11 protein-coding genes are annotated in these 12,580 nt (G+C 51.1%); 4 read left to right on the forward strand and 7 right to left on the reverse strand.

What is annotated here, in order from left to right:
• Positions 1-22: 22 nt before the first annotated feature.
• Both ACX1C1_RS09910 and ACX1C1_RS09915 read right to left on the reverse strand, forming a co-directional pair.
• Positions 23-1,228: an MFS transporter gene (locus ACX1C1_RS09910; protein ID WP_458956916.1), complete on the reverse strand. Its 1,206-nt coding sequence runs from the start codon at positions 1,226-1,228 to the stop codon at positions 23-25.
• 85 nt (positions 1,229-1,313) lie between these two features.
• Positions 1,314-2,525, reverse strand: coding sequence for a patatin-like phospholipase family protein (locus tag ACX1C1_RS09915; protein ID WP_458956917.1), 1,212 nt, complete (start codon positions 2,523-2,525; stop codon positions 1,314-1,316).
• A gap of 198 nt (positions 2,526-2,723) precedes the next feature.
• Here ACX1C1_RS09915 and ligD point away from each other — a divergent pair, with 198 nt between their 5' ends.
• Complete coding sequence (gene ligD, locus ACX1C1_RS09920) at positions 2,724-4,031, forward strand: non-homologous end-joining DNA ligase (RefSeq protein WP_458956918.1); 1,308 nt, start codon at positions 2,724-2,726, stop codon at positions 4,029-4,031.
• 42 nt (positions 4,032-4,073) lie between these two features.
• Here ligD and ACX1C1_RS09925 read toward each other — a convergent pair whose 3' ends face one another.
• The 5 genes from ACX1C1_RS09925 to ACX1C1_RS09945 form a co-directional block, all read right to left on the reverse strand.
• On the reverse strand, positions 4,074-4,904 hold the full coding sequence (locus ACX1C1_RS09925) for a DUF2935 domain-containing protein (RefSeq protein WP_458956919.1): 831 nt from the start codon (positions 4,902-4,904) through the stop codon (positions 4,074-4,076).
• 77 nt (positions 4,905-4,981) lie between these two features.
• Complete coding sequence (locus ACX1C1_RS09930; protein ID WP_458956920.1) at positions 4,982-6,100, reverse strand: GerAB/ArcD/ProY family transporter; 1,119 nt, start codon at positions 6,098-6,100, stop codon at positions 4,982-4,984.
• A gap of 9 nt (positions 6,101-6,109) precedes the next feature.
• On the reverse strand, positions 6,110-6,349 hold the full coding sequence (locus ACX1C1_RS09935; RefSeq protein WP_458956921.1) for a hypothetical protein: 240 nt from the start codon (positions 6,347-6,349) through the stop codon (positions 6,110-6,112).
• Between the two features lie 139 nt (positions 6,350-6,488).
• Positions 6,489-7,706, reverse strand: a complete 1,218-nt coding sequence (locus ACX1C1_RS09940; protein WP_458956922.1) for a Ger(x)C family spore germination protein — start codon at positions 7,704-7,706, stop codon at positions 6,489-6,491.
• A 5-nt stretch (positions 7,707-7,711) separates the two neighbouring features.
• Positions 7,712-9,238 (reverse strand): spore germination protein, encoded by a 1,527-nt coding sequence (locus ACX1C1_RS09945; RefSeq protein WP_458957647.1) that lies wholly within the window; start codon positions 9,236-9,238, stop codon positions 7,712-7,714.
• A gap of 473 nt (positions 9,239-9,711) precedes the next feature.
• Here ACX1C1_RS09945 and ACX1C1_RS09950 point away from each other — a divergent pair, with 473 nt between their 5' ends.
• The 3 genes from ACX1C1_RS09950 (at position 9,712) to ACX1C1_RS09960 (ending at position 12,545) form a co-directional block, all read left to right on the forward strand.
• A complete protein-coding gene (locus tag ACX1C1_RS09950) occupies positions 9,712-10,299 on the forward strand; it encodes a ribonuclease H-like YkuK family protein (protein WP_458956923.1) in 588 nt (195 codons plus the stop codon).
• A 216-nt stretch (positions 10,300-10,515) separates the two neighbouring features.
• The gene (locus tag ACX1C1_RS09955; protein ID WP_458956924.1) at positions 10,516-11,751 is read left to right on the forward strand and encodes an aminopeptidase; all 1,236 of its coding nucleotides are present in this window, start codon (positions 10,516-10,518) and stop codon (positions 11,749-11,751) included.
• 38 nt (positions 11,752-11,789) lie between these two features.
• Positions 11,790-12,545, forward strand: a complete 756-nt coding sequence (locus ACX1C1_RS09960; protein WP_458956925.1) for an arylamine N-acetyltransferase family protein — start codon at positions 11,790-11,792, stop codon at positions 12,543-12,545.
• The last annotated feature ends 35 nt before the right edge of the window (positions 12,546-12,580 follow it).

Genomic DNA, 12,580 nt, shown 5'->3' on the forward strand with positions numbered 1-12,580 from the left:
TCTACTCATCCATTGTTTAACTCTACATGGCCCTGGCACTCGAAGGCTGAAGCCGCTTGCGATCGCCTGCCATCGACCAGCCGATCAATGCGAGCGCCAAGACGATCATGGCTGTAGGAATCAGGAATAACATTGGATGATAACCTTCGACGAATAGCGGGAGCACATATCCCAGCAAAGTAGCCATGAGGATAATGGCCTCGTACAAGCTGGCGCCAAAGCCGCTGCGACCAATGAACATACGCTGCACGTAGCCCATCGCGACGCCGAATTTGATCGAGACGAACAACGAATAGATAGGCTGGACGACAAAAAAGAACGCAAGCGGCGGTGACGAAAGGTAAACTCCGTAGCATAGGACAGCACAGATTCCACCTGCGGCCAGAATACGTTTGGTCCCGTATCGCGCCGCCCAATAACCGGATACCGTCATGAGCAGAAGCTCGAACACGGCTTGTACGCTCCAGATGTAGGAGGCGATCTCCGCTCGACCGAAAAGTTCCTTCACGACAAGAGGGAGATATAATCCCCGTACCGCATCTGCGCACGCGATCATCAGAATAGCCAGCAGCATGAGCAGTGAGAAGGGCTCGCCGAGGGCAGCGGCAGCAGGTTTGGAGCCGCTTGGCGAGTCGGGATCCAGCTCGCGGTGCGCCAGAAGCAGCAGCATCAAAGCCAAGTATCCCGCAAGGTTGCCCCACAATACGCCTTGGAACGTTGCGATGACATAGAGATTGGCACCGATCAGCAGACCGGCGAAGAAACCGACGCTAAGAGAGGATCTGAGCCAAATTTGAGCCATCTCAACTAAAGTGGGTGCGAGACGCGCGAAGTGGTTGCGTGACAGCGCGAATAGCTGACCCATGATCAGGCCTGAGGGTGCGGATGCGATACACATAAAGAGAAGCGCTTCGATGTAGGAATCCGCGCGCATGTAAAGCAGGAGCCCTGCCATACAAATGATTGCTGCAACGATCGCAATTTGTTTCTTGCTTTTCATTCTGTCGCTGAATACGCCAACCGTAATTGTGACGATCAAGTTAAGCAGAGCCGAGACGGCGAAAATGGACACGATCTGCCCCTTGCTAAGTCCGATGCTCTCACTTAGGTAGATAGAGTTCATTGGCGCCAATATGCCAAGGCCGATGCCGTAGCAGAATAAAGCTCCCAAGAGCAGACGAGCGCCGGATACGGCGGCAAACGCTCGCAAATCTTTCCATACTGTCAATCAAATCGCTCCTTGGCCTTAATGATGGGTAATCATGCTAGTTACGAGTATACCATTAACATTAATTTCCGTGTTAAACGTAACCTCAGCGGGCAGAGTTGCGATCAGAGGGCCATTGCAGCCCTTCCAGAATTCGCTGTGCGGCCATACAAAGCTCCACTTGGCTGAATCCAAATCCCTGCACGTTTCTAAGTGGTCCGTTAATAATGATAGTAATCCATTCGCGGAAGGAGTAGACGGTATATTTCTCGATTCCCTTGGCATGAGCGAGCTTCTCGGCTAACCGCACGATAAAGGTCATGGCGGTAGCATTCGCAGGCAGCCGCATGCTGTCCGACAACCGCGGCATAATAGCTTTGCTCCACAGCTCATGGGGAGGGAACCCGCGGCTAACTCCTAACATACGACCTAACGCTAGCAACTTGTCCCCTTGAATAGACTTCAGCATTTCGCAGCATATCTCTTCGGTTACTTTGTCCATATCGATGCAGTAGGTTTGGCCCTGCAAGCCCCTTAGCTGACGGAGTGCGTCGTAATACCCCATACTCATGCTGCGGTGGATGGTCTCTGGGTTAAAGCTCATCATCCCGCCGAGCGGCTCGGAGGGGGATATCGTTGTAATCGTGAGAGCGGGATAACGAATTTTTTGCGTGATCCCAAGCCCGAGCGTTCTGACTGCAATAATTTGCGTATACCCTTTGCCCGCCAGCATATTAATCGGACAATTATCGTACAGACCGCCGTCGATAAAAGCTTTATCGTCGATGAAGGTCGTCTGGAAGCCAGGGAAGGAGGCGCTGGCCATTAGATAATCCAATAACCGACCCTGCGGAATATCCTCCTTATACAGCTCATGCGGGACCCGATCGCTCAAGGATACAGTCACGAGACCGAAATCGGTGGAAGCAGCACGCAAACGATGTTCGTCAATGAGGGATTGGATCAGCTTGCGTATCTTGCGTGTGTCGATGCCTCTGCTTGCAATCAGCTTCTTCGTATGTGCGGTCAGTTGGCGCAAGGATGCGGTACTCCGTTTGCGCCGCATCAGCAAGCGGTATTCTTCTTCGCTTATGTCGAAGATCATACGGGCGTCGAGCTTCTCCCACAGCTTGAATCCGAGCTCGAAATCCCCCTGTGCTATAACGGCCGCATTAAGCGCACCGATTGAAGTACCGGTAATAGCGTCGAAAGTATGGCCTGCCTCCAAGTAGGCCTTTACAACTCCCATATGGTAAGCACCCTTGGCCCCGCCTCCTTCGAGTGCGAGTCCAAGCTTGGTTGTATGGTTTGTTGTCACGAATCCACACACCTCCTTATTGTTTCAGGTTGATCTTGTTATGTTCGTATCCGTTTAAGGAAAGTTAAGGATATTATAACGGCGGGACAACTCGGCATACAACGCTTACATACTGGATAGGATCAGGCCGTTCCGATTGGTTCATAGAATGGAAGCCCGATATTTACGCATGCTAAAGGAAAGAGGAGGAGGGATAATGTGCCAGCATTTGTGCCAACATCGCCCAGGACTAAGGAAGGAACGTTTCTGGGGCACTTTGTTATTGTCGGTTATCGAGAGACGGATGAACGATTTATGGCAGGCCTTCGAGTCGGGAATGAGTGGGTTGCCGTGGGATCGTTTCGGGAGGGGCTGCAAAGTGAAGAGAGGGCGGCGCTGGCGCAGGCGATTCAGAGTCGAACGGAAGGGGATGGGGATTGCGTGGGATATGCTCCTATCCAGCCAGGCATCAGTGTGGAACTGTCGTTCTTAATGCCGGGCGGAGCACGATGGAGGCAGCTCGTGGAGCAAATGCCTGATACGGTTTGGGAGAAGCCTGTATTCCGTGCTTTTCGTTTCAAGGAGAAGGCGGAGTCTTGCACGTGGAACAGGCTGTTGCTCGAGAACGCCGATACCCGTCCGAAAGCTAAGATCTCTCATCCTCGCAAAGCGCTTTGGTCGGCCGCTGATCTGGACAAGGAGTCCTACGCCGCTTATTTAACCGAGATAGCGCCGCGAATGCTTCCTTTTCTGCAAGACCGGGCGTTGACGGTGATCCGCTACCCTCACGGCGTGCCTGGCGAGTCGTTCTACCAGAAGAATTGCCCAGCATATGCGCCGGAATTTGTGCGGGCGGAGCTGGTAGAAGGGATTCGGCATATCGTCTGTGATGATTTGTCCACCTTGGTCTGGCTCGGCAATCAGAGTGCGATAGAACTGCATGTCCCATTCCAGACTGTCAACGAACCTAATCCACTCGAAATCGTGTTCGATCTCGACCCGCCAAGCCCGAATGAATTTGGACTGGCGGTGCGAGCCGCGCTCGAAATACATCTCGTGCTGGAGTCCTTTGGCATCGTTGGATATCCGAAGCTTTCCGGAGGAAAGGGACTCCAAATTCATATTCCGCTAGGGTCAAGGCTGCAGCTCACCTATAATGATACGCGAGTGTTTCTCTCTTTTGTCGCGGAATATTTGGTGCAGAAGCACCCGGCGTTGTTCACGATCGAACGGCTCAAGAAAAAGCGAGGCGGCAGATTGTACGTTGATTATATCCAGCATGCACAAGGCAAAACCATCATATGTCCTTACTCTGCCAGAGGCACGACGGAGGGGACCGTTGCGGCCCCGCTTGAATGGAACGAAGTGAATGAGAGGCTCTCCCCAGAACAATTCACGATTCCGAAAGTGTTGAAGGGGCTGTTCGAACGACCTTGCCCCATGCGCGACTATTATGATCAAACGAATGAAGCAATCGGCTTACTGATTGAGCAGTTGAGAGTGCAATCCGTCCGCGGGCCAATATAACGTTGCTTTAGAGCGGGGTACGGACAACAAGAAGCCGTCCTCCTATTGGAAAGACGGCTTCTTGAGCGAGCAATGAGTTGCAGCTTCCTGCAGTTCGGGCGCATATTCGCTAAGCTTGCAGATGAAGTAACAGGTTTCCGGGAAGTGATGCTCCAGAAAACGCAGCGTCGTTTTGTTCATCAACTCGGTATTCTGATACAAATTCACGACCTTAAAGATAAATGCGTTCATGTTCAGCACAGCGTCCCCGACTTGCCGCGCGAGCAGTTGCTGTCTATTCATGCCAGGCGGGGAGAATCGCAGGTATCCTTTGATTTGCAAGTTCTGAATCATAAATCCCTGGAAGATTTCTGCGTAACGATCCGTCTCCCGAATAATCTCCAGCTCCATGGGATCCAGCGCATTGCGAAGCAACACCGCATGTCCGAGCTGATCCTCCAGCCACAAATCCAGCAATTGAACTAGCGGCAAGCGCTCCGGATGTTTTCCTTGCATATAGAAGGTTAATAGTCGCAAATATTCCTGATTCTCACTGAGCGTTCCATTAAAGAAGGCTGGCGAGAGCGCAACCTGGATCTGGTTATCAATTCGCAGACTTTGCAGTCGTCCTTCGAAAAGATAATAACCATGCGCAACTGGCCAAATTTCTTTCGCCATCAGAATCATCACGGCGGAGTCGAACGTCTCATTCCGGGGGATCTCGTTCAGCCTATCGATCAGCAATTGGAACCTCGTTATGAATTGCTCCGCTTCTGCTACCCACTGCTTCTCATAAGGCGCCGTATAATCATAGACGAAATAGGCATGGTCCTGCAGGATTTCCAGCCAAAACATATGCTCCTCCCAGACCGTAATCGTACGAACAGAATGCAATGGTTTTCCCTCCATTGGTAGTTGTCCTAATCCGTAGATTGTATGTGGGTTTGAAGTCTAATATTCATAGTCCAACTCTACTTGGATGGATTTTCCTTAGGGGACGCTTGGGAGCCGTCACCTTTAAACTTGGCGATCAGCAGCAGAACGGCTGGGATAATTAGTCCGAACAGCAGAACGCTAGGTGTCCATTGCTCCGATATATACTCCCAGAACGATACGCTAGCCGGGAAGAGGGTGACCGACAACACAGCAACGATAAGCGAGAGTGGTATGACAAGCGGCTTATAGCTCTTGAGATTCAAGATTTGGCTGGTCGAGAGCAGCAATGCGTAATAACAAATCGTGATCTTGAAGAAGAGGGAAACGATCCAAATCATGATAACAATGGATTCAATTCGTTGAACGAAATGGCCTAAATTGACCTTCTGAGTTAGCACATAGAAGGGGTATTCGGTAATGGCAGATACAAAAGGCCCTAGAATGAGCGTTGTGAACAAAACGACGACGATTAGCATGATGCCTCCGACCATAGTAGCGGTGAAGTACATCCGGTATGCAGCTTTGCTATCCGATACGGAGGGAAACACCATCAGTAGAATGACCAGGTCTAAGAAGGGGATACCAATGACGGAGAGGGTTCCCTTCATCACAGGACCGGCTCCGTATTCGAGGAACGGAGACAGATTCTTGAATTCAATGAGAGGAAACAAGAAAACCAGCAGAATCAGAAGCAACAGTATGATAAAGGGGAAAAACAGCTCTGCCGCTCTGGCGAACGTCTCTAGTCCGAGAGAAACAGCAAAAACGATTATACAAAGAAAAAGAATATTAACGGCAATAATGGGCGTCTGTGTCAGAAATAAGGAAGTGGCCAGCGTGCCGACCTGACTCAATAGTCCGGAAGTGATGATGAACAGGTAACCGAGGTACAGTACCATGAGCGCTTTTCCTGATGTTCTGCCGAGCAGCCGTTCACTGTATTGTACGAATGTCATTTGGGGGAAGCGAGCTCCAAGCTTGCCGAAGATGAATACGAGAAACAAGGAGCAGACGGTGCCGATCAGCGCGGAAAGCCATGCGTCTTGATGTGCTTGCTTCGCCAGCAGCTTTGGCAGGATCAACGTCGAACTGCTGATGACGAACATGATGATTAGAATGCCGAATTGTAGGGGCGCAATAAATGTTTTTGGCATAATGATTCCTCATTTCAATCCAAGTAATCGGTTAATCGCATCGCTGACAGGAGTGAACATCATCTTGATCCACTTGATAGGACTCGGGATAGGCACTTGCAACAGGTAGAGCACGCACAAGACGACGCCGCAGAGCAGGAACACGCTGAAGGCCCAGGACTCTCTGATCCATTTGCGCTTGCGAAGTCTTGATATCTCATACCAGGCTAGTGCGACGGCCAGCACAACGACAGTAATGACGAGAGTCATAATCGAGCGCTCCTTTGATCGGCGTTAACGGAAAGATGATGATTGAGCTCGTAAGCAGGAGCATCGCAAGTGGAAACGTGATACTGCGGTACTCCTGCAGGCGAAGTGCGGAGGCAATTCCGGTCGTCGTTCCTGCCCCTCATTTCGACTCTTCCTCATGCTCTAGCTCTTCAATGAAAGAGTTATTGACTGTTCCAAGGAGGTGGATCTTATTCTCGGCCTGCACGTGGATCACCGCTTGTTTGAAGGACTTATCCCAGTTTTTCTTCAAAGTCTTCCAAGCCTTGGGATATGCCCGACGGATAATCTCGCCAAAACCGAAAATGTCGGTTCCATATTTCTGCTGCACGGCCTTGATACTGCGTTCGATGATGTCGGTTAATTCTGTGTTTGCGGCATCTTCCAGTGCAGAGATTGTTGCTGAATTTGTTAGATCGAGTGAACATTGCACCTCGGCAATATTAATCTGGGAGCGGACCTTGATGAAGATATGAGGCAGATCGTCAATCAGCTCGCCCTTTACGGTTGTATTGGATCTGATGGTTTCGCCCGTAATGAGGCCGCCGTCCGGGCAATTGATGCTGTCCGATGTACTCCGAATCTCGTTGTTAATATAGGTATATCCTTTGCTTTCATCTTCGTTCAGCCAACCAATCAGCCGATCGTTCTTGAAGACGGCCAGGCCGGAATACTGGAGCTGAGCGCTGCTCTTGACCATGTTCACATTTGCGCTTGTTTCTCCGGTTTCCTGATCGCCTTTCACTTGTAATCCGGTTAATACAGCTTGCCTGCCTTGGCTGACGAGCGTCGTAAGTAACTCGTCCAGCGTGACGGTCGTTGTGGGGGCCCAGGCTTTCTCAGATGATTCGAGTGTAGACGAGAGCTTGAAGGCCGGTATTCTTTCGATAGAGGTTAATATCTTTAGGGTATCATCGGCGTTCGAGTTTCTGGAGACAGCGATATAATAATCCATTCGAAGCTCGTGGTCTCTAGACAAGAAATCGAGCGTATTGCGTATACCCTCGCGGGCGACCGTTTCGCTGATGACCATCATCCTCAGGTGAGAAAAGTAGATTTTGCGCGGGCTTGTGGTTGTCATGCGCCGAGCAGCCTCGAAGACGCTTCGGCCCGTACTCTGGAACAAGGTAACTGGTGTAACGTTGCTCCCCTTTTTGCCTGCTATTTCATTGGGCTCTACAACCTGCACGGAAATCCGGTAGTTATCACCCGACTTGTCGATGGCAAGCCCCACGGCGATCGCAAGTTCATTGAGTTCCCGACGATCCCAGCATCCCGTAATTTGAAACATGGAGAGAAGGAGCAGCAGAGGAAGCATGATCGTGCGAATATGGCGCATGATGTTCAACCTTTCGATTCGTTCTGCGGCGAAGATGAAGGATGTGGAGGCCGATTGCGTCCTCGCACTCGATTGGACTTTCCGATTATGAGAGGTCTCGTCCACATCGTCCACCATGGCAGGCGTATGACGCTGTCCCGATTACCCTCGGCATTGAATGGGGCAAGGGGACTCATATAAGGTACGCCAAAGGATTTTAAGCTGCACATATGCAGCACGATGGCGATAAGGCCAACGATTATTCCGAACAAACCAAAGGATGCGGCGAGCATCATCAGCGGAAAGCGCAGCATCCGGAACGACAGCGACATGTCGAAGGCGGGAAGCACGAAGCTCGAAATCGCTGTTATGGCTACAACAATAACCATGGCGGCGGAGATGATGCCGGCTTCGACGGCAGCCGTGCCTATGACAAGAGTCCCTACGATGGAGACGGTCTGGGCGATGGCCTTGGGCATACGCAGACCGGCTTCCCGCAAAATTTCGAAGGTTACCTCCATCATAAAAGCTTCTATAAATGCCGGGAACGGTGTTCCCTCCCGTTGTGAGGCAAGACCAATCAGCAGTTGGGTCGGGAGCATCTCTTGGTGAAAGGTTGTAACGGCGATATACAACGAAGGTCCCGTGAGCGCAATACCGATACATATAAACCTGAGAATCCGAATGAGCGAAGCGATGACAGCACGTTGGTAATAATCCTCCGCGGCATGCATGAATGAAACGAATAAAGCCGGTACGATCATAACCAACGGCGTCCCGTCGATCAGAATGGCGATCTTCCCTTCCAGAAGCTCGGCTGCTATGACGTCGGGACGCTCGGAATGATAGATGGTGGGAAACGGAGTATAAGGCGTATCCTCGATAAACTCCTCAATATATCCACTTTCTAGTATGCTATCGATGTCTATGCGGTCCAGCCGGAGATGAACTTCTTTCAGCACATCCTCGTTCGCGATGCCGTTCACATACATAATTGCAACATCCGTATGTGTGACTTTGCCGATGGACTTGGTATCCATCCATAGATTCGGATCCTTGATCTTGCGTCTGATTAGGGAGGTGTTGATGCGCAAGCTCTCTGTAAAACTCTCTTTGGGTCCGCGTATGACTGTCTCCGTTGACGATTCCGTAACACCGCGTTCCTTCCAGTCCCGCATGCTGCCGATCGAGATACTCGTATGGTGACGATCTAGCATCAGAATAACGTCTCCGGATAAGAGGTGATTGAACAGACCAGAGAATTGCTCCACGTGAGAGATGGCTCCAACTTTCAGAATTCGCTCTTCCAGCATGCGTATCAAATCTTGTCCCTCACGCAGGATATTGTCGAAGTCATCGTTGTGAATATCGAGCAGTAACGATTCCAACAAGAAATGTTGTATCGATTCGACGTCTGTCAGGCCATCGATGTATATCACGGCTGCAGAGAGACCTGGATCCTTGCCAATTCGGATCTGTCGAATGATCACATCTTTGCTGTTCCCAAGCTGAGAACGGATCTGGGCAATATTCTGCACCAGTTCAGCTGTCATTTCATCGGGGGCAGTCAACGTTATAATCAGCGTCACCTCCTCGTGATGATCTGTCGAATGGTGTCGTATTATTACTCGTTTTTCACTAAACAGGAAAAGATTATACGTAAACGTTCAAACATGATGACATGGAAGTCCTACGTGGGAATGAGTGGAATAGTACGCTGGGTAATAACAGATACTAGTTCTGAGAGAGCATCTCTATTTTCTAGCTACATTCATGCATCTAATTAATAGTGTATGGTGTGCATGGAAGAGTCAGCTGAAATACAAGTACAGTTTGAGCGTAGAAGCCCCCAGTTATTCAAATCATTCCAAATATAGAAATGGGGTCTTTTTTGCATAGTGGTATCGTACATATCTAATTGGTGCATCAGGGCATTCGTGCCACACGAGTGGACAGAGGGAAGCGTATGATGAAGAAGAGTCAATGGTGAAAGGATGAAGCCGACGAAGCTTCACAGGTGATCCATATGAAGAATAGACAATATGCGTTGATTCACGAATCGGTGTTCCGCAACATGACGGACAAAGATATGACACTGGGCGATGTATTTGACCGGATTGCTTGTTTCATGAGGAGCGATACCCGCTCGACCTATCAGCTGGTCATTGGCACAGATGCTCAGGTACACGCGGGTCACACGAAATTCATCACCTCGGTCGTCATCATTCGTCCGGGAAGAGGAGCATGGTTCTGCTATCGGCAGGTCATATTGCCACGCGAGATTTATTCGATTCAGGAGAAGCTGACGCTTGAGACGACGTTCAGCCAGGAGATCGCGACTTTCTTCGATGCGGACAAACGCTCCCAGCTGGAGGATATCATTATGCCCCATGTGTATCAAGGCGCCGAACTAAGCATGTTTATCGATATCGACGCGGGCACCGACGCCAAGCGGAATCAGACAGCCGCCTATGTGTCCGATATGGTGGGAAGGATCGAAGCCATGGGATTGTCCGCGAGGGTTAAGCCGGATGCGATCGTCGCTTCATCGGTCTCTAACCGCTTCACCAAGACGCCTTATCGTGGATATACGACCGTTAACCGCACCAGTTGAGGGGAGGGAGCGTGTGTTCCAATTTCATGTCTGCTAACTTGGCTTACCCCGAATGGAGACAAGCTCTGTATGAGCTTTGAATAATAGAATGGCAATCGTGAACTTTTGCCAGAAGGCTGCGAAAGCTGTATCGTTAGAGGAAGGCAGTGCAACTACTCTACCTTTAGTTGTTGAGTAGACGTTCAATGGTTGAAGATAGAAGGAGGAAACTACAACATGGAATCATTCGAAACGAAATTGAAAAAATATGCGGAGTTAGTCATAAAGGTTGGCGTCAACATACAGCCAGGACAAGTACTGATCGTACATGCGCCAATCGAGACGGCAGAGCTCACGAGACTGATTGTCGCCCAGGCCTACGAGTCCGGCGCCAAATACGTTATCGTAGAGTGGGACGACGAAGAAATAACGCGGATTCGGTACGAGAAGGCGGGAGACGACTCCTTCGACTATTATCCGCAATGGGAGGCGGACCGGATGGAGCGTTTCGCCGAAGAGGGCGGGGCGATCTTACATATTAAGGTGCCGAATCCGGAGCTGTTCCGCGGCATCGATTCTTCCAAGGTTGCGGCCGCGACTAAGGCTGCTGCTATAGCGCGCAAGGCATATTCGGCCTACACGCGCAACAGTCGGATCAGCTGGTCATTGATCAAGGCGCCAACTATGGCTTGGGCCGACAAGGTTTACAGCGATCTGCCGAAGGAGCAGCGCATCGATGCGATGTGGGAGGCCGTGTTCCAGATGGCGAGAGTGAACGCGGAGAACCCGGTCGCGGCCTGGCGGGAGCATATCGGCGAGCTAAAGAAATGGCAGAACCATCTCAACGGCAAGCGGTACAAGAGCTTGCATTACAAGGCGCCGGGCACAGATCTGCATGTAGAGCTGCCTGAGGGTCATATTTGGCGCGGCGGGGGCGGCGAGAACGAGAAAGGCGTCTATTTCGTAGCGAATATGCCGACGGAAGAGGTGTACACGATGCCGCATCGTCTCGGCGTGAACGGGACGGTCAGAAGCACAAAGCCGCTGAATTTGAATGGTCGACTTGTGGAAGGCATCACGTTGACGTTCAAGGACGGCAAAGTGACGGACTACGATGCGGAGTCGGGACGGGAGCACTTGACGACGCTGCTGGACACGGACGAAGGCGCCTCCTACCTTGGAGAGATGGCGTTAGTGCCGCATGACTCTCCAATCTCGAATTTGAATCGTGTCTTCTACAACACGGGGATCGACGAAAACGCATCCTGCCATTTTGCGCTCGGCAGCGCATATCCCGTTAACCTGGAAGGCGGGACGAAACTGTCTTCGGAGGAATTGCTGACTCGCGGCGCCAACGTCAGCCTGACGCATGTTGACTTCATGATCGGGTGTGCGGACCTCGATATCGATGGGGAACTGCCGGATGGCTCGATTGAGCCGGTATTCCGTCAGGGTAATTGGTGCGATTTGTAGGAATTAATGGAGCTAATGATGTTGGGGAGGAATAGGGGATGGATGTACAGGCTTATCTGGATCGAATTGGTTTCACGGGGTTGCCGGACGGCAGCGCGGCGGCGCTGTCGGAGCTTCAGCAATTACATTTGCAAGCAGTACCATACGAAAATCTGGACATTATTCAAGGCGTCCCCTTGTCGCTGAAGGTGGAGGATATTTACGCCAAGATTGTCGGGCGTGGACGCGGCGGCTATTGCTTCGAACTTAATGCACTGTTTGGCTGGCTGCTTCGGGAGCTTGGATATGAGGTGACGGGCTGTTTCGCGAGGTTCTGGCGTGATGAGGTGGATACGCCGCCTAAACGCAGGCATCATGTCCTTCGGGTAGCAGCGGAAGGAAGCGTATATGTGTGCGATGTAGGAGTAGGGGGCGTTGTGCCGCGCCGTCCGCTGCTGCTGCAGGAAGGGATGGAGCAGGAGCAAGGTAATGAGTGTTACCGGCTGGATCGGGACGCTGAATTTGGCTGGATGGTCATGGAACGCAAGAAGGAAGGTTGGTCCCGCGTATTCTCGTTCACGGAGGAATCGCAGTTCGCGAAGGACTATCTGATGGCATCCTATTGGTGCGAGCATGCGCCTGATTCAGTGTTCAAGAACAACCGGATCGTCGCGATTCTTACGGAGGAGGGACGGAATTCGGTTTGGAACGGAGAGTTCCGATTGTTCCGGCCGGAAGGTGTTCAAGTATTCGTCCCGCAATCTGAAGCGGAGGACAGGGAAGCGCTGCGGACTTATTTTGGTCTGGTGATCTAGAGTCATGAATATACAGGCAGCTATCGAAATGGACG

Source organism: Paenibacillus sp. strain BS8-2, assembly GCF_054483835.1.

Bases quoted from the DNA above. Each gene is read 5' to 3' on its own strand.
- ACX1C1_RS09930 (WP_458956920.1), bottom strand. From the start codon at position 6,100: ATGCCAAAAACATTTATTGCGCCCCTACAATTCGGCATTCTAATCATC.
- ACX1C1_RS09935 (WP_458956921.1), bottom strand. From the start codon at position 6,349: ATGACTCTCGTCATTACTGTCGTTGTGCTGGCCGTCGCACTAGCCTGG.
- ACX1C1_RS09940 (WP_458956922.1), bottom strand. From the start codon at position 7,706: ATGCGCCATATTCGCACGATCATGCTTCCTCTGCTGCTCCTTCTCTCC.
- ACX1C1_RS09945 (WP_458957647.1), bottom strand. From the start codon at position 9,238: ATGACAGCTGAACTGGTGCAGAATATTGCCCAGATCCGTTCTCAGCTT.
- ACX1C1_RS09950 (WP_458956923.1), top strand. From the start codon at position 9,712: ATGAAGAATAGACAATATGCGTTGATTCACGAATCGGTGTTCCGCAAC.
- ACX1C1_RS09955 (WP_458956924.1), top strand. From the start codon at position 10,516: ATGGAATCATTCGAAACGAAATTGAAAAAATATGCGGAGTTAGTCATA.
- ACX1C1_RS09960 (WP_458956925.1), top strand. From the start codon at position 11,790: ATGGATGTACAGGCTTATCTGGATCGAATTGGTTTCACGGGGTTGCCG.